The organism is Pseudonocardia sp. TMWB2A, from assembly GCF_017312135.1.
Map to the genome: position 1 here is coordinate 3655294 of NZ_QKQY01000002.1, position 17330 is coordinate 3672623.

Annotated in this window: 15 protein-coding genes; 5 read left to right on the plus strand and 10 right to left on the minus strand. The window is 75.2% G+C overall.

Features of this window, described 5'->3' with window-relative positions:
• Positions 1 to 18: 18 nt before the first annotated feature.
• Positions 19 to 534 carry a mycothiol transferase gene (locus DMP17_RS31725; protein WP_337831459.1) on the minus strand — a complete coding sequence of 172 codons (516 nt, stop codon included), beginning with the start codon at positions 532 to 534 and terminating at the stop codon, positions 19 to 21.
• A gap of 53 nt (positions 535 to 587) precedes the next feature.
• On the opposite strand from DMP17_RS31725, the gene DMP17_RS31730 reads away from it, so the two are divergent.
• The gene (locus tag DMP17_RS31730; RefSeq protein ID WP_337831460.1) at positions 588 to 2891 is read left to right on the plus strand and encodes a molybdopterin-dependent oxidoreductase; all 2304 of its coding nucleotides are present in this window, start codon (positions 588 to 590) and stop codon (positions 2889 to 2891) included.
• Here the strand turns inward: DMP17_RS31730 and DMP17_RS31735 are convergent.
• The 6 genes from DMP17_RS31735 to DMP17_RS31760 form a co-directional block, all read right to left on the minus strand.
• Positions 2872 to 4269: a sugar porter family MFS transporter gene (locus DMP17_RS31735; protein ID WP_226357016.1), complete on the minus strand. Its 1398-nt coding sequence runs from the start codon at positions 4267 to 4269 to the stop codon at positions 2872 to 2874. The two genes, DMP17_RS31730 and DMP17_RS31735, sit on opposite strands and share 20 nt — an antisense overlap.
• A gap of 44 nt (positions 4270 to 4313) precedes the next feature.
• Positions 4314 to 4796: a DUF4188 domain-containing protein gene (locus DMP17_RS31740; RefSeq protein ID WP_337831461.1), complete on the minus strand. Its 483-nt coding sequence runs from the start codon at positions 4794 to 4796 to the stop codon at positions 4314 to 4316.
• A gap of 63 nt (positions 4797 to 4859) precedes the next feature.
• Positions 4860 to 6044, minus strand: a complete 1185-nt coding sequence (locus DMP17_RS31745; RefSeq protein ID WP_337831462.1) for a CaiB/BaiF CoA transferase family protein — start codon at positions 6042 to 6044, stop codon at positions 4860 to 4862.
• Positions 6045 to 6094: 50 nt separating this feature from the next.
• Positions 6095 to 7366, minus strand: coding sequence for an HNH endonuclease (locus tag DMP17_RS31750; RefSeq protein WP_337831463.1), 1272 nt, complete (start codon positions 7364 to 7366; stop codon positions 6095 to 6097).
• 152 nt (positions 7367 to 7518) lie between these two features.
• The gene (locus DMP17_RS31755; RefSeq protein WP_337831464.1) at positions 7519 to 8151 is read right to left on the minus strand and encodes a hypothetical protein; all 633 of its coding nucleotides are present in this window, start codon (positions 8149 to 8151) and stop codon (positions 7519 to 7521) included.
• Positions 8152 to 8258: 107 nt separating this feature from the next.
• The gene (locus DMP17_RS31760) at positions 8259 to 8618 is read right to left on the minus strand and encodes a YchJ family protein (protein ID WP_337831465.1); all 360 of its coding nucleotides are present in this window, start codon (positions 8616 to 8618) and stop codon (positions 8259 to 8261) included.
• A 129-nt stretch (positions 8619 to 8747) separates the two neighbouring features.
• Here DMP17_RS31760 and cobT point away from each other — a divergent pair, with 129 nt between their 5' ends.
• The 3 genes from cobT to cobM are packed head-to-tail and all read left to right on the plus strand — an operon-like array spanning position 8748 to position 12472.
• A complete protein-coding gene (cobT, locus tag DMP17_RS31765; RefSeq protein ID WP_308016673.1) occupies positions 8748 to 10466 on the plus strand; it encodes a nicotinate-nucleotide--dimethylbenzimidazole phosphoribosyltransferase in 1719 nt (572 codons plus the stop codon).
• Complete coding sequence (gene cbiE, locus DMP17_RS31770) at positions 10459 to 11670, plus strand: precorrin-6y C5,15-methyltransferase (decarboxylating) subunit CbiE (protein ID WP_226365224.1); 1212 nt, start codon at positions 10459 to 10461, stop codon at positions 11668 to 11670. Before cobT ends, cbiE begins: the two co-directional genes overlap by 8 nt.
• A 10-nt stretch (positions 11671 to 11680) precedes the next feature.
• Positions 11681 to 12472 (plus strand): precorrin-4 C(11)-methyltransferase, encoded by a 792-nt coding sequence (gene cobM, locus DMP17_RS31775; protein WP_226357023.1) that lies wholly within the window; start codon positions 11681 to 11683, stop codon positions 12470 to 12472.
• Here cobM and zwf read toward each other — a convergent pair.
• Positions 12466 to 13983, minus strand: a complete 1518-nt coding sequence (gene zwf / locus DMP17_RS31780) for a glucose-6-phosphate dehydrogenase (RefSeq protein ID WP_251782743.1) — start codon at positions 13981 to 13983, stop codon at positions 12466 to 12468. The two genes, cobM and zwf, sit on opposite strands and share 7 nt — an antisense overlap.
• 119 nt (positions 13984 to 14102) lie before the next feature.
• Positions 14103 to 15239: a galactokinase gene (gene galK / locus DMP17_RS31785; protein WP_337831466.1), complete on the minus strand. Its 1137-nt coding sequence runs from the start codon at positions 15237 to 15239 to the stop codon at positions 14103 to 14105.
• 122 nt (positions 15240 to 15361) lie between these two features.
• On the opposite strand from galK, the gene DMP17_RS31790 reads away from it, so the two are divergent.
• The gene (locus tag DMP17_RS31790) at positions 15362 to 16099 is read left to right on the plus strand and encodes a GNAT family N-acetyltransferase (protein ID WP_226357026.1); all 738 of its coding nucleotides are present in this window, start codon (positions 15362 to 15364) and stop codon (positions 16097 to 16099) included.
• Positions 16100 to 16104: 5 nt separating this feature from the next.
• On the opposite strand, the gene DMP17_RS31795 is transcribed toward DMP17_RS31790, so the two are convergent.
• The gene (locus DMP17_RS31795; protein ID WP_337831467.1) at positions 16105 to 17283 is read right to left on the minus strand and encodes an ROK family transcriptional regulator; all 1179 of its coding nucleotides are present in this window, start codon (positions 17281 to 17283) and stop codon (positions 16105 to 16107) included.
• Positions 17284 to 17330: the final 47 nt, after the last annotated feature.

A 17330-nucleotide genomic window follows, 5' to 3' on the forward strand; every position in this document is an offset into this window, starting at 1 on the left:
CCTAGGTGGCGGGCGGGGTCACACTCCGAGCAGCCCGCGCAGGTAGGCCGCCTGACCGGCGTGCTGGAGGTCGTCGCCGAGCACGCTGACCAGGCGTTCGCCGAGAGTCACGCTCTCCCCCCAGGTGGGCGGCAGGACGCGGGACAGGTCGTCGTCGGCGAGGCCCGCGAGGTGCCCGACGGTGCGCTCGTGCACCGCCGCGCCGTAGCCGGCCAGCAGGTCCGCGGTGGTGCGCACGGCGTCGACCTGCGACGACGCGTGCCCGAACCCGGTGTCGGCGACGTCGAGGTCCAGGCCGAAGCGCTGCGCCCAGCCCTCGCCGGTCCAGACCTGGTCGGACCCGAATGCCTCGGCGACGTGGTCGTCCTGCACCCGCAGCAGGTGCCACACCAGCCAGCCGATCGGGTTGCCGGGGCCGTCCGCACCCTCCGGGCGGCGGGCGAGGTCGGCCTCGGACAGGCCGTCCACCACCTCGCGCACGAGCTCGTCGATCCGGCCGAAGTGGTCGGTCAGCAGTTCCGCGGTCGTCGTCATGGGGCGGGCTTTCCCGTATGCGGGCCCCGGCATGCGGGTTACGGTGGTAGGTGGTGACCGAGAACGTGAGGACCCACAGTGCGCACTGGGGCGTGTTCCACGCCCGCTGGGACGGCAGCAGGCTGCGGGTCCGCCCGCATCCGGGCGACCCGGACCCGTCCCCGGTGCTGGACAACATCCCCGCGGCCGTCGGGCACGCCGCCCGGGTCGCCGCGCCCGCGGTGCGCCGCGGCTGGTGGGACCGCGGCCCGGGCCGTGACCCCGGTCGTGGGCGCGACGGCTACCGCACCGTGTCCTGGGACGCGGTGCTCGACCGGCTCGCCGAGGAGACCCACCGGGTCCGCTCCACCCACGGCGACGAGGCCGTCTACGGCGGTTCCTACGGCTGGGCGTCGGCCGGGCGGTTCCACCACGCCCAGGGCCAGCTGCACCGGTTCCTGGCGCTGACCGGGGGCTACACCCGCTCGGTCAACACCTACTCCGGCGGCGCCGCCGAGGTGGTGCTGCCGCACGTGCTGGGCACCTTCGACGCGGTGACCCGCTACGCGGTGACCTGGGACCAGGTCGCGGCGCACACCGACACCGTCGTCGCGTTCGGCGGGATGGCGCTGAAGAACTCCGCGATCGCCGCGGGCGGGGTCAGCCGGCACGTCGAGCGCGGGGCCATGCGCGCCGCCCGCGACCGGGGCGCGGTGTTCGTGCTGGTCAGCCCGCTGCGCCCGGACCTGCCGGAGGAGGTCGACGCCACCTGGCTGCCGATCCGGCCCGGCACCGACGTCGCGCTGATGCTGGCGCTGATGCACACCGTCGTCGAGGCGGGGCGGGCCGACACCGACTTCCTCGCCTCGCACTGCGACGGCTGGGACCGCCTGCGCGAGTACCTGTTCGCCGCCCCGGCGCGCGACGCCGGGTGGGCCGAGGGCGTCACCGGCATCCCGGCGGCGACGATCCGCGAGCTGGCCTGGCGGATCGCGCACGGCCGCACCCTGGTGACCGTCGCGCAGTCGCTGCAGCGCGCGGAGCACGGCGAGCAGCCGGTCTGGGGCGGGACGGCGCTCGCCGCGGTGCTCGGCCAGATCGGCCTGCCCGGCGGCGGCTTCAACTACGGCCTCGGGTCGCTCGGGCACTACGGGCGCCCGCGCAACGCGGTGCCGGTGCCCACGTTCTCCCGGGCGCCGAACCCGGTGACCTCGTTCATCCCGGTCGCGCGGGTCGCGGACATGCTGCTGCACCCGGGGGAGACCTACTCCTACCAGGGCGTCGGGCACTCTTACCCGCACGTGCGGATGGCGTGGTGGGCCGGCGGCAACCCGTTCCACCACCACCAGGACCTGCGCCGGATGCGGCGCGCGGTCGCCGAGCTGGACACGTTCGTCGTGCACGACCCGATGTGGACGGCCACCGCGCGGCACGCCGACGTCGTGCTGCCGTCGACGACGACCCTGGAACGCGACGACATCGGCGCCACCAGCTCCGACCCGCTCGTCGTCGCGATGAAGCAGCTGGTGCCCCGGCACGGCGAGGCCCGCGACGACTACGACGTGCTCGCCGACCTGGCCGTGCGGCTCGGGCACGGCGAGGCCTTCACCGAGGGCCGGACGTCGCACGAGTGGCTGGTCCACATGTACGACCGCACCCGCAAGGGCCTGGCCGACCGCGGGCTCGACGCGCCGTCGTTCGAGGAGTTCTGGGAGCGAGGCGAGCTGGAGCTGCCCCAGCGCCCCGACGACGGCGGGGTGCTGGCCCGCTTCCGCGCCGACCCCGTCGCGCACCCGCTGCCGACGGCGTCCGGCCGCGTCCAGGTCGGGTCCGGCCCGATCGCCGCGCTCGGGCTGCCCGACCACCCCGGCCACCCGGCGTGGATCGAGCCGACCGAGGTCCCCGACGACCGGCACCCGTTCTGGCTGGTCTCCAACCAGCCGGCGACCCGGCTGCACTCCCAGCTCGACTTCGGCGCCCACTCGGCCGGGTCGAAACGCTCCGGGCGCGAGGTCGTGCGCATCCACCCCGACGACGCCGCCCGGCTCGGCATCGGCGACGGCGACGTCGTCCGCCTCCACAACGACCGGGGCGCCTGCCTGGCCGCGGCGCGGGTCACCGACGACATCCGGCCCGGCGTGCTGCAGCTGCCGACCGGGGCGTGGTGGGACCCGCGCCCCGACCCGGACCGTCCCGAGCTCGGCGACGACGGCCTCTGCGTGCACGGCAACCCGAACGCCGTGACCCGCGACCGGGGGACGTCGGGCTTCGCGCAGGGGTGCAGCGGTCAGCTGTGCGCGGTCGCGGTGGAGCCGTACCGCCACGAGGCCCCGGAGGTCACCGCGCACACCCCGCCGGTCACGCCGGCTTCGCCGTGACCGGCTGGGCCAGGTCCCGCTCGATCTCCTCCAGGCTGCGGCCCTTCGTCTCGGGCAGCAGCCGGGTCGCGTAGACGTAGGCGGCCGCCGTCGTCACCGCGAAGAACAGGAAGTTCCAGCCCGCGCCGAACGCCTCGAGCAGCGACGGGAACAGCAGCGCGACGGTCATGTTGAACAGCCAGTTGAACGTCACGCAGAACGCGACCGCGCCGGCGCGGACCCGCAGCGGGAACAGCTCCGGCAGCAGCACCCACTGCACCGGGCCCCAGGAGATCGAGAACGAGGCGATGTAGACGACGATCCCGGCCAGGGTCAGCCCGAGCAGCAGCGGCCCCTGCTCCAGCCCGACCAGGTTCGTCACCGCGAGGACGATCATCGCCACGCACATGCCGACCGCGCCCCAGCGCAGCAGCGGGCGTCGCCCGGCGCGGTCGATCAGCCACATCCCGGGCAGCGTCATCAGCATGTTCACCGCGCCGATGCCCACGTTGGCGCCGATCGCGCCGGTCGCCCCGAAGCCGACGTCGGTGAGCAGGGTCGGCGCGTAGTAGATGATCGTGTTGATGCCGACGAAGTTCTGGAAGAACACCAGCAGCATCCCGATGAGGGTCAGCCGCCGCAGCCGCGGGGAGAACAGCGTCCCGATCGCGACCTTCTCGGTGTTCTCGCGCTCGACGCGCACGCTCTCCCGGATCTCCGACAGCTCGGCCTCGGCCGCCTCCGGGGTGCCGCGCAGCCGCTGCAGGACGACCCGCGCGTCCTCCTCGCCGCCGTCGGGCTTCTGTGCGACCAGCCAGCGGGGGCTCTCCGGCTGGGTGTAGATGCCGATCGCGAGGATGACCGCGGGGATCACGCCGAGACCGATCATCCAGCGCCAGTCCCGGGACTCGGCGAAGGCGAAGTCGGTGACGTAGGCCAGGAAGATCCCGACGGTCACCAGCAGCTGCATCAGCGACGTCAGCCGCCCGCGGATGCGGGCCGGGGCCAGCTCGGACAGGTACATCGGCACGACCACCGACACGATGCCGACGCCGACGCCCATCACGAACCGGAACCCGACGAGCATCGCGACGTTCACCCCGAGGGCGGCGCCGAGCGTGCCGATGACGAACACGATGCCGCCGAGCAGGATCAGCAGCCGCCGGCCGAGGGTGTCGGCGAGCTTGCCGGAGACGCCCGCCCCGAGCATCGCGCCGACCAGCAGCCCGGACACCACGGTGCCCTGCTCCAGCGACGACAGCGGGATGTCGTCGGGGATGAACAGGATCGCCCCGGAGATGACGCCCGTGTCGTACCCCCACAGGATCCCGCCGAGTGCCCCGAAGAACCAGATCGCCCACTGTGACGGCCGCTTCGCCGTCTGCGCCCCCGAACTCATCGGCCGATCCTCCGGTGGCCCGTTACGGGCCGCAACAGGAGGCGTCAGGCGGCGTGTCGTGAGGCGTCCAGCCGGCGGCGGCCGCCGTCGGTGGCGGCGTCGATCTCCCGCACGCCCAGTGCCTTCGCCAGCCCCAACGGCGGCATGTCGCCGTAGATCGTCTCGAACTCCCCGGCCACGAAGGTCTCGTGCCAGATCCCGACGGCGCCGGGGTAGCGGCGGGCGCGGCGGTTGAACGCGGCCCAGGCCGGCCGGTGCGTCGCCGCGGTGTCGCTCGCGTAGGCGTAGAGGGACTCGCGGTCGCGCCAGTACTGCACGAGGAACGGGCCGCCGGGGCCGATCCCCGAGCGGGTCCCGAGCAGCCCGTGGGCGGGGTCGCGCTCCAGCTCGCGCAGCATCCCGGACATCGCGCTCACCACCGGCAGCCAGGCCCGGACCTTCCAGGGCCGGTTGAAGCGCATGCCGATGAGGAACACGACGACCGGCCCGTCGGCCGGCTCGTTGGTCGTGCGGGTGTACGGCGCCATCGGTCCACTCCCTCGTCACGGTGCTGTGCGGATACCGAGACTATCCGATGATGGCGAGTGGCGCTATCCGTTCCGGTCGAGCCAGGCCCGCACCTCGGCGGAGTCGGCGCCCAGCGGCGGGGGAGAGCGGCGGTAGGACGGCGGGGTCACCGACCAGGTGACCGGGTTGCGGACGGTCGGGACGGCGGCGGCGTCGTCGGCCCGGACGACCGGGTCGAGGCCGAGCTCCTCGGCGAGGGCGACACCGCCGTCGACGGTGTTGATCGGGCCGCAGGGCACGCCGGCGGCGGTGATCGCGTCGTACCACTCCTGGGCGGTGCGGGTGGCGAGGCGGGCGCGCAGCCGCTGCTCGATCTCCTCGCGGTGGCCGATCCGGTCGGACATGGTCGCGAAGCGCGGGTCCTCGGCCATCGCCGGGTCGCCGAGGACGGTCGCGAGCTTGCGGAACTGGCCGTCGTTGCCGGCGATGACGATGAGGTCGCCGTCCGCGGTGGGCATCGGCTGGTACGGGAAGACGCTGGGATGGGCGTTGCCCATGCGGCGGCCGACCGCGCCCGCGGCGACGTAGGCCTCGGTCTGGTTGACCAGGGTGGACATCGCGACCGACAGCAGGTTGGTCTCCAGCAGCTGCCCCTGCCCGGTCCGCTCGCGGTGCCGCAGCGCCGCGCCGACCGCGAGTGCGGCGTGGAGCCCGGTGAGGACGTCGAACACCGCGACCCCCGCGCGGAACGGCGGCCCGTCGACGTCGCCGGTCAGGCTCATCAGCCCGGACACCGCCTGGACGAGCAAGTCGTAGCCGGCCAGGTGGGCGCCGCCGCGGGCGCCGAACCCGGTGATCGAGCAGTACACGACCCCGGGGTTGCCGGCCGAGACACTGCCGTGGTCCAGCCCGAACCGCGCCGCACCGCCCGGCCGGAAGTTCTCGACGACGACGTCGGCCCGCCGCGCCAGCTCGCGTGCCGCCGCGAGGTCGCCCGGGTCGGTCAGGTCGAGCACCACGGACCGCTTGTTCCGGTTGATCGACAAGTAGTAGGTGGAGATGTCGCCCTGCTCGGGGTCGCTGACCACCGGCGGCTTCCAGGTGCGGGTGTCGTCGCCGCCCGGACCCTCGACCTTGATCACCGTCGCGCCGAGGTCGGCCAGCATCATCGTGGCGTAGGGCCCGGCGAGGACGCGGGAGAAGTCGGCGACCAGCACGCCGTCCAGCGGTCCGCCGGTGGGGTCGTCGCCGAACGGGGAATGATCCACGTCCCGGCACGCTAGCCGCGTCGCCACACCGGCGACAGTCGCGACGCGGCTCACGGTGGGTCGGGTGCGAGGTAGGTGTGCCCGGTCGGGGTCCTGGTGACCACAGTCCCGTCCGGGGCTCGGGCGATGTGCCAGCCGGGTTGTTCGCGGACGTGGTTGTGGAACTCGCACACTCCGCGACCGTTGTCGAGCTCGGTGCGTCCGCCGTCGGCGTCGCGGTGGATGTGGTCGAGGTGGCGGACGGGAGCGTCGCAGTAGGGCTCGGTGCACCGGTTATGCGCCCGTGCCTTGACCAGGGTGGCGAGCAGGCCAGTGAAAGTGCGCTGCCGGGAGTCGCCGCCGATGATCAGACCGTGGTCGGTGAGCAGGCGACGCAGGGACTTGGTGCCCTCGGGGTTCGCGAGCAGGTCAGCCGGGACCGGTCCGAGGCCGGGGATCTCCGCGGGGAGTGGGGACTGCGGGTCGAGCAGGGCCTGGATCGGGACGGTGACCTGGACTTCCAGGTTCACCGCCGTCGCGGTGACCTGTCCGGTGACGCGTTCGACGAGGGTGTCGGCCAGGACCTGCCCGCGGGTACGGGTCAGCGGTTCCGGGTCGACCTGGACCTCGACGAAGGCCTTCTGCAGCGCCGCCAGGCAGGCGGCGCCCTGTTCGACCGGGACGTAGGCGGTCAGATAGCTCATCGCGTCCGGCGCGGGCCGCAGGGTGACCCGGCGCTCGGCCCGGGCGGCGTGGACCCGGGCGCGGAACCGGTCGGGAGCGATCTCGGCGACGAGCCGGCGGGTCATGGCGCGGAGCCGTCCGATGCCGAGCCGGGTCAGGTCGTGCACGGCGAGGCGGGCATCGACCTGCCTGCGCCGGCGCGCATCGAGGTCGCGGCATTCGACGGCGATCGCGGAGACCTTCGCCGCGCTGAGCTCGCCGGCGATGTGCAGGTCCCGGACACGACCGAACCCGGCGTACAGGTCCCGGGCGTTCGCCACCCGGGTGCGGGCCTCGGCCGTGGAGACCCGGCAGGCGAGCTGGACCTGCGCGACCACGCTGCGGTGGAGCCCGTCGACGTCGGCCCGGTCGTCGGTGAGGCGGTTCTCGACGTGTGCCTGGGCGAACGCCCGGATGCGCGTCGCCTGGAGCGCGGCGAGGGAGGCCTGCAGGGACTCGATCTGCCGGATCTGGTCGATCAGGTCGGCCTCGGAGAGCACGGTGATGTCGTCGTCGACGACCTGGTCGACCAGGAGGCGGAGCAGGGCCAGGTCACCGGACGTGAACCCGCCGCCCGGCACGCCGGTGGCGTGGACGGGTGGTTCCTGGGTCGCGGTCACGTCGTCGATCGTACTCGAACATGTGTTCGATATCCAGCCCGTACGTCGGGTGGACTCCGGACCCGGCGCTCGCCGGTGCGCGGTGTCGATGGGGCCGCCCACGGAGCCCCCGTCGTGTGGGTCGCACGCCGTCGACGACGCGGCCCGCCCCCTCATCCCAGGGAGAGCCGGAGGTCCCCGTCCCGGACGGCGGCGTCGGTGAAGGTCACCTCGCCGCGGTGGCCCACCTCCACGGTGTAGAAGTCCGAGACCGGGACGTCGTCCACCGTGAACGAGAAGGCGCACCCGTAGCTGCTCCCCGTCCCGCTGCCCAGCGCGCCGACGCCGGCGATCGTGCCGGAGGAGTCGCGGACGGTCACGGTCGTCCCGGCGGTGATGTCGTCGTAGCCACCGGACAGGGTGCAGGCACCGTAGGAGGAGCCCGAATAGAGCGACCCCGAGCCGCTCACGACCGTCATGACACCGGAGACGGTGCGGGTCGACGGAGCCCCCAGATCGGCGATCGCCGCGATCACGATCATCGCCAGGACCAGGACGATCCCGGACGAGGCGGCCATCAGCAGACGCCGGGCGGTGCGGGAGCCGAGCTGCACGTGACGCGGAGTAGGCACCGGGGCGGCCGCCGCGGCCCAGGGCACCTGCTGCTGCGGGGCCGGAGACTGCGTGACCCGGGACTGCGCGATCCGGGACTGCGCGAGCCGGGACTGTGCGTGCTGCCATTCCTGGAAGCGGGCCCACTCGACGCGCTCCCGCTCCGACATGGACTGCCACTGCTGCACGTTCATGGTCTCCCGATCTCCGCCGCCCGGCCGCACCCGACTGGTCCGTTCGGTCGGCATGTCGAGGGCGGTGACCGGCGTGTTGCAGGGAGTCCCCAGTTCTGATGAGGCGCCTACCCGACGTCCCCGTCGACGTAGAACCACCGCCCGTCCTCCCGGACGAACCGGCTGCGCTCGGCCAGCACCCCGTCCGTCCGGTGGGCCCGGAACTCGACGGTCCCGTCGGTGGAGAACATCGTCCCGCCCGAGCGCGCCACGATCTGCAGCCCCGTCCACACCGAACCCGGCTCCAGCCGCAGCCGTCGCGGACGCGTCGACGGGTGCCACGAGGCCAGCAGGTACGCGCGGTCGCCCCGCACGAAGGCGGTGTAGCGGCTGCGCATCAGCGCCTCCGCCGTGGCAGCGGGGCGCCCGGCGAGCACGGGGGCGCAGCAGGTGTCCTCGGGGCGGCCGGTACCGCAGGGGCAGAGCACGGTCGTCGAGCATGCCCCATCCGGCACATGTGAGGTGCCCGACCGACCCGAAGGGACAGTTGACCACCTCTACGGACGTGTGGTCGTCTCATCCGTCGCCGAGCCGTGTACCGCAGGAGGAATGCCGACGTGACGGACTTCTACGACGTCCTGCACTCCCGCCGCGACGTCCGCACCGGCTTCCGGCCCGACCCGGTCGACGACGACGTCCTCACCCGCGTCCTGCAGGCCGCGCACGCCGCCCCGAGCGTCGGGTTCTCCCAGCCCTGGGACTTCGTCCTGGTCCGCGACGCGGGCGTCCGCGAGCGCGTGCACGCCCTCGTTTCCGCCCAGCGCGACCGCTACGCCGCGTCGCTGCCCGCCGCCCGCGCCGAGGCGCTGCGCGCGATCCGGGTGGAGGCGATCCGTGAGACCCCGCTGAACGTCGTCGTGACCGCCGACGCCACCCGCGGCGGCCGGCACACCCTCGGCCGCCACGAACGCCCCGAGATGGGCCCCTACTCCGCCGCGCTCGCGGTGCAGAACCTGTGGCTGGCCGCCCGCGCCGAGGGCCTCGGCGTCGGCTGGGTGTCGTTCTTCGGCGACGACGGCCTCACCGAGCTCGGCGCGCTGCTCGGGCTGCCCGCGCACGTCGAGGTCGTCGCCTACCTGTGCGTCGGCCACGTCGACGCCTTCCCCGACCGGCCCGAGCTCGAGCAGCACGGCTGGGCCCGTCGCCGCCCGCTGGACTGGGCGGTGCACCAGGACACCTGGGGCGCCCGCGGGCTGCCCGGCGCCGCGCCCACCGCGCTGCTGGAGTCCACCGTGGACGCCGTCGCACCGGTCGACGACGTCGCCCGGTCCGCGGCCCGCGACCGGCTCGACCGGATGACCAAGCCGCGCGGCGCGCTCGGCCGGGTGGAGGACGTGGCCGTCGCGCTCGCCGGGATCGCCGGTGCCGAGGTGCCGCCGGTGCCGTCCCCGGCCGCGGTCGCGATCTTCGCCGGTGACCACGGCGTGCACGCCCAGGGCGTCACCCCGTGGCCGCAGGAGGTCACCGCACAGATGGTCGCGAACTTCACCGCGGGCGGTGCGGTGGTGAACGCGTTCGCCCGCCAGCTCGGGGCGGAGGTGCTCGTCGTCGACGTCGGGGTGGCCGCCGAGCTCGACCCGGTGCCCGGCCTGCTGCCCCGCAAGGTCGCCCGCGGCACCGCCGACATGACCACCGGCCCGGCCATGACCCGCGAGCAGGCCCGCGCCGCGCTCGAGCACGGCATCGAGGTCGCCCGCGACCTGGTCGCCGCGGGGAACCGCTGCCTGCTCACCGGGGACATGGGCATCGCCAACACCACCGCCGCGGCCGCGCTGGTGTGCGCGTTCACCGGCGCCGACCCGGCCGTCGCGACCGGGCGCGGCACCGGCGTCGACGACGAGACCCTGGCCCGCAAGACCGACGTCGTGCGCCGCGCCCTGGAGCTGCACCGGCCCGACCCGGCCGACCCGCTCGGGGTGCTCGCCGCCGTCGGCGGGCTGGAGCACGCGGGGCTGGCCGGGTTCGTCCTGGGCGCCGCCGCGCTGCGCACCCCGGTGGTGCTCGACGGCGTCATCGCCGGCTCCGCCGCCCTGGTCGCCGCCGCGTTCGCGCCGGACGTCGTCGGCTACTGCCTGGGCGGGCACCGCTCCGCCGAGCCGGGCGGCGCGCTCGCCCTCGACCACCTCGGCCTCGCGCCGCTGCTGGAGCTCGACATGCGCCTCGGCGAGGGCACCGGCGCGCTGCTCGCGCTGCCGGTGCTGCAGGGCGCGGCGCGGGCGATGGCCGACGTCGCCACCTTCGACGCCGCCGGGGTCACGGACAAGACCGGTGGGTGACCCGCTCACCGTCGTCGGGGTCGGCGCCGACGGCTGGGCCGGGCTGCCGGAGACCCACCGCGACGCGCTGCGCGACGCCGAGGTGCTGCTCGGCGGGCCCCGCCAGCTCGACCTGCTGCCCGCCGACGTGGCGGGGGAGCGCCGGGCGTGGCCGTCGCCGCTGGTCCCGGCGCTGCCGGGGATCCTCGACTCCCTCGCCGACCGGCGCGTCGCGGTGCTCGCCTCCGGCGACCCGATGTTCTTCGGGATCGGCGCCACGCTGGCCCGCGTCGCCGGGCCGGACCGGCTGCGGGTGCTGACCCACCCGTCGTCGGTGGCGCTGGCCTGCGCCCGGCTGGGCTGGGGCTCGGAGCACGTGGCGGTACTGAGCGTCGTCGGCCGCCCGCTCGACGCGCTGCGCCGCGCGCTGGCCCCGGGCGCCCGGCTGGTCGTGCTCTCGGCCGGAGCCGGGTCACCCACCGAGATCGCCGGGCTGCTCGCCGGCGCCGGATGGGGCGGCTCGCGGATGACGGTGCTGGAGCGGCTCGGCGCGCCCGACGAGCGCCGGGTGTCGGCCACCGCCGCGGCCTGGCGGGGCGACGCGGACGCGCTGAACGTCGTCGCGCTCGAGTGCGTCCCCGACGCCGGGCTGGTCCCGCCGGGGGAGACGCCCGGCCTGCCCGACGACACCTACGACCACGACGGTCAGCTCACCAAGCGCGAGGTCCGCGCCGTCACCCTCGCCCACCTCGCGCCGCGCGCGGGGGAGCTGCTGTGGGACGTCGGCGCCGGGTCCGGGTCGATCGGCATCGAGTGGATGCGGGCGCACCCGCGGTGCCGCGCGATCGCCGTCGAGACCCGCCCCGAGCGCGCCGACCGGGTCGCCGCCAACGCCGCGGCGCTCGGCGTCCCCGGCCTGCGGGTGGTGACCGGTCCCGCGCCGGACGTGCTGGCCGGGCTGGAACGGCCCGACGTCGTGTTCGTCGGCGGCGGGCTGACCCGCGCGGGCGTCCTCGACGCCTGCCTGGCCGCGCTGGGCCCGGGCGGACGCCTGGTCGCCAACGCGGTCACCGTCCAGACCGAGGCGGCGCTGGCCGCCGCCCACGCCGCGCACGGCGGGGACCTCGTACGGGTGCAGGTCGCCCGCGCCGTCCCCGTCGGCGGCTTCCACGGATGGCGCCCCGCCATGCCCGTGACCCTGTGGAGCTGGAGGAACGTGCTGTGAGGACCGAGCTGTGACGGTGCACTTCATCGGGGCCGGACCCGGTGCGGTCGACCTGCTGACGCTGCGGGCCCGCGACCTCATCGCGGCCGCGCCGGTCTGCCTCTACGCGGGCAGCCTGGTGCCGCCGGAGATGCTGGAGATCTGTCCGCCCGGCGCCCGCACCGTCGACACCGCGCTGATGACGCTCGACGAGATCCTCGACGAGATGGTCCGCGCCCACCGGCACGGGCTCGACGTCGCCCGGCTCGCCTCCGGCGACCCGTCGGTGTTCTCCGCGATGGCCGAGCAGATGCGCAGGCTCGAGGCCGAGGGCGTGCCCTACGACGTGTGCCCCGGCGTCCCCGCCTACGCGGCGGCGGCCGCGGCGCTGGGCCGCGAGCTCACCGTCCCCACGGTCGCCCAGACCGTCACCCTCACCCGGATCGCGGCGCGCGCGACGCCGATGCCGGAGAACGAGGGACTCGACAAGCTGGGTGCCGCCGGCGGCACCGTGGTGCTGCACCTGGCCGTGCACCGCATCGCCGAGGTCGTCGACGCCCTGGCCCCCTCCTACGGCGGTGACTGCCCGGCCGCGGTGGTGGCGCACGCGTCGCGTGCGCACGAGATCGTGCTGCGCGGGACCCTGGAGCAGATGCCCAAGGCCGTCGACGAGGCCGGGATCCAGCGCACCGCCGTGATCATCGTCGGGGAGGCGCTGGCGGCCCGGCACTTCCCGGACTCGCACCTCTACAGCGACGGCCGCTGCCGTGCCCCGGAGACCGCGGTGTGGCAGCCCGCGGGGCAGGACGTCCCCGGTCAGTAGTCCTCGTGCCAGGCCCGGCCGTCGCGCTCGATGAGCGCGGTGGCCGAGGCCGGGCCGTGGCTGCCCGCGGTGTAGGGCCGCGGCCGCTGGTCGGTCGCCTCCCAGGTCCGCAGGATCGGCTCGGCCCACCGCCACGCGGCCTCGATCTCGTCGCGGCGCATGAACAGCGTCGGGTTGCCGCGCAGCACGTCCATGAGCAGCCGCTCGTAGGCGTCGGGCAGCCGGTCGCCGAAGGTGCGGGCGAAGCTCAGGTCCAGCGGCGCCGGGATCGGGCGGATCCCGCCGGGACCGGGCTGCTTGGCCGTCATGTGCAGGCGGACGCCCTCGTCGGGCTGCAGCCGCAGGACGAGCCGGTTGGCCGGGATCTCCTCACCGAACGCCGGGAAGATCGAGTGCGGGACCGGCTTGAACTGCACCACGATCTCCGACGCGTGCGTCGCCAGCCGCTTGCCGGTGCGCAGGTAGAACGGCACCCCCGCCCAGCGCCAGTTGGCGACCTCGGCGCGCAGCGCCACGAAGGTCTCGGTGGAGGAGCGCTCCCGCTCGCGCGGGGTCCCGGCGCGGGACTCGGCCAGCTCGGTGGCGTAGCCGGGCACCGCGGTGCCGTCGACGAGGCCCTCGGCGTACTGCCCGCGCACGGTGTCGCGCACGACGTCGGGGCCGTCGAGCGGCCGCAGCGACTGCAGGACCTTGAGCTTCTCGTCGCGCACGCCCTCGCCGTCGATCTTGGCGGGCGGCTCCATCGCGACCAGGCACAGCAGCTGCAGCAGGTGGTTCTGCACCATGTCGCGCAGCGCGCCGGAGCCGTCGTAGTAGTCCGCGCGGTTCCCGACGCCGATCGACTCGGCGACGGTGATCTGCACGTGGTCGATCTGCGAGGCGTTCCACAGCGGCTCGAACAGGGAGTTGCCGAAGCGCAGGACCAGCAGGTTCTGCACCGTCTCCTTCCCGAGGTAGTGGTCGATCCGGTAGATCTGCTCCTCGGCGAAGACCGAGCCGACCTCGTCGTTGATCGCCTGCGCCGAGGCCAGGTCGGTGCCCAGCGGCTTCTCCAGCACGACGCGGGTGCGGTCGTCGACGATGCCGGCGGCCGCGCTGCCGACGCAGATCCGCCCGAACAGCTGCGGGGCGGAGGCGAGGTAGAGCACCCGGGTGCGCCCCGGGGAGGGCGCCCCGATCAGCTCCGACAGCAGCGACCAGTCGTCGTCGGCGACGTCGAGGGTCACGTGGTGCAGCCGGTCCAGGAAGCGGTGGTGCTGCGCGTCGTCGGCGCAGGCGTCGGGGCCGGCCCAGCGCGGCGCGGTGCGCCGCAGCTCGGAGTCGACCTTGTCGCGGTAGCCGGGGTCGTCGAGCCCGGAACGGGACACGGCGACGATGCGGGTGTCGTCGGCGAGCTGGCCGTCGCGGTCGCGGAGGTAGAGCGCGGGCAGCAGCTTGCGCATCGCGAGATCGCCGGTGCCGCCGAACACGACGACGTCGGCGGGGTCCATGACGGGAAGGGGGTGCGGCACGAGCCGTCTCCTCGGTAAGCGAACGGGTGCGGGTCGAGCGGTGCCAGGGCCCGCGTGACGGGGCACTTCCGTACTGTACCGATTCCGTTCCGCTCGCGAAAGGCGGAAGGGGTCCCCGGTCAGGCCAGCCGGTCCGCCCCGTCCGACGGCGTGCCCGGGAACACGACCGGCTCGGCCCAGCCGCGCTGCGCGTAGGCCTCCCGCACCGAGGCGGTGACCGCGGCCGCCCCGTCGGCCTCGACCAGCGCGATCACGCAGCCGCCGAAGCCGCCGCCGGTCATCCGCGCGCCGGTCGCGCCGCCGTCGCGGGCCGCCTCGACGGCCACGTCGACGTGCGGGACGGTGATCTCGAAGTCGTCGCGCATCGAGGTGTGCGACGCGTCGAGCAGCGGCCCGATCGCCCGCGGGTCCGCGCCGCCGGACAGCAGCCGCACGGTCTCGGTGACCCGGGCGTTCTCGGTCACGATGTGCCGGGCCCGGCGGCGGATCCGCTCGTCGGCGATCCGGGGCAGGTCGTCCGGGCCCGCGTCCCGCAGGGCCGGGACGCCGAGGGCGGCGGCCGCGGCCTCGCAGTCGGCGCGCCGGGCGCCGTACTCGCCCGAGGCGTGCGCGTGCGGCGCCCGGGTGTCGATGACCAGCAGCTCCAGGTCGTGCGCCGGCAGGTCGAAGGGGACCAGCTCGACGGTGTCGTCGCGGGTGTCGAGGAACACCAGCCGGCCGGCGCGGCCGTGCATCGAGGCCATCTGGTCCATGCCGCCGGTGGGGGCGCCGACGAACTCGTTCTCCGCGCGCCGCGCGATCCGGGCCAGCGTGGTCGGGTCGACGTCGGCCCCGGCGAGCCCGGCGAGCGCGACGCCGACCGCGCACTCCACCGCCGCCGACGACGACAGCCCGGCCCCGACCGGCACGTCGGAGTCCAGCTCCAGCTCCACCTCGCCCACCGGGTAGCCGGCCTCGCGGAACGCCCAGCAGGTCCCGGCCACGTAGGCCGCCCAGCCGGGCACCTCGCCCGGCACCACCGACGCCGCGGAGAACTCCACCGGGGCGCCCGGCTCCTGCACCGAGCGGACCCGGCTGCGGCCCCCGGTCGCGGGTGCCGCGGCGACGACGGCCCGGTGCGGCAGCGCGAAGGGCAGCACGAAGCCGTCGTTGTAGTCGGTGTGCTCGCCGATCAGGTTGACCCGCCCGGGGGCGAACCAGACCCCGGTCGGGGCCGCCCCGTGACGGGTGGCGAAGGCGTCGGCGACGGTGGACATGGCGGCTCCGGTCGAACGAGGGTGCTGGTCGGGAGGTGGGTGCGCGGCGGGTGGCCGGGGGCGCGGGCACGGTAGCCGACCCCTGCGCCGGACGGCCGGGGCGCCGGGGCACGATGACGGCCGTGCCCGACGCCCCCGACTGCCTCGACACCGCCCTGACCGACCCGGTGGCCTCCGCCCTGCGCGGGCGGCTGGCCGGCTTCGGCGCGACCCGCGGTGCCGCGGTGCGCTTCGACCCGGAGGTGTCGCCGTTCGCGGCGCTCCCGCTCGACGCCGACGGGCACGGCCGCGCCGGGGACTGGGCCGATCTCGCGGCGCTCTGCGCGCCGGGCAGCGAGGTCGTGGTGGTGCGCGCCGCCGCCGGGCCGCCGCGGATCCCGGCGGGCTGGGAGCTGCTGCGCGCGTTCCCCGGGGTACAGATGGACGGCGCCGCGGTGCCGGGCGCGGCCGCGGACGACCTCGTCGAGCTGGGGCCGCCGGACCGGGCGGAGATGGCGGAGCTGACCGGCCGCACCCGGCCCGGGCCCTGGCTGGCGCGCACCGCCGAGCTGGGCCGCTACCTCGGCGTCCGCCACGACGGCCGGCTGGTCGCGATGGCGGGGGAGCGCATGCGCATCGGCGGCGACGGCGCCGCCGGGGCGACCGAGATCAGCGCGGTCTGCACCGACCCGGAGTTCCGGGGCCGGGGGCTGGCCCGCCGGCTGGTCGACGCCGTCGCCGCCGGGATCGTCGCCCGCGGCGAGCGCCCGGTGCTGCACGCGGCCGCGGACAACCACGGCGCGATCCGGCTCTACGAGGCGATGGGGTTCACGCTGTCGCGCACGATGCGGTTCGACCTGCTCCGCGCGCCGCACCGCTGAGCGGCTCAGGCCGACAGGGCGGCGTCGACGGAGCCGGGGGAGAGCACCTCGTCGAGCACCAGGATCGCGCAGCCCATCACGCCCGACCGCCCGCTGAGCAGGCCCGGCTCGATGCGCAGGTTCTGGGTGGCCGCGGCCATCGAGCGCCGGTAGATCGCCTCCCGCACACCCGCGACGAGCGGGTCGAACGCCCCGACCAGGTCCCCGCCGATCGCGACCAGCGCGGGGTTGACCAGGTTCACCGCGGCGGCGAGGACCTCGCCGAGCCGGCGCCCGGCGATGCGCACCAGCCGCACCGCGTCCGGGTGGCCCTGCTTGACCAGCGCGACGACGTCGGCGATCGCGGTGACCGGCTGCCCGCACTCGGCGAGGTCGCGCACCAGGGCGCGGCCCGAGGCCAGCACCTCCAGACAGTCGATGTTGCCGCAGCCGCAGCCGATGCCCGGCCCGTCGTGGACCGGGGTGTGCCCGATCTCGCCCGCCGCACCCCAGGCGCCGCGCTGCAGCACCCCGCCGCAGACGAGCCCGGCGCCGACCCCGGACCCGATCTTGACCATCAGCAGGTCGTCGACGTCGGGGTGGGCGTCGTGCTCGGCCAGGGCCATGACGTTCACGTCGTTGTCGACCAGCACCGGGGCGGGGAAGCGGGCGGTGAGCAGCGGCGGCAGCGCGATCCGCTCCCAGCCGGGCAGCGCGGGGACGCCCACCGACCAGCCCTGCGCGCCGTCCACGGTGCCGGGGATCGACAGCCCGATGCCGCGGATCGTCGCGTCGTCGACCCCGGCGGTGAGCAGCAGCTTCTCCAGCCGGATGACCGCCTCGGAGAGCAGATGCTCCGGCCCGGCGGAGGCGGGGATGTCCACGACCTCCTCGGCGAGCACGGCGCCGGACAGGTCGCACACGGCGGCCTTGGACCGGCTGACGCCGACCGACAGCGCCAGCACGGTGCCGCCCGCGGCGTTGAACTCCAGGCGCGCGGCGGGTCGTCCGCCGGTCGCGGCGGCGCCGACCACCTCGGTGACCAGGCCGTCGGCGAGCAGCCGGTCGACGCGCGCGGCGACCGCGGTCCGGGACAGGCCGGTCTCGCGACCGATCTCGGTCCGGGTCCCGGCCACGCCGTCCCGGACCAGCCGGAAGATCTCGCCCGCCGTGGCGGGCGCGCTGGTCGGGGTGCGTCCTCGCATTCGTCCAGTGAACCACAGGGCTTCGACCTGGTAAAACGCTGATCGGG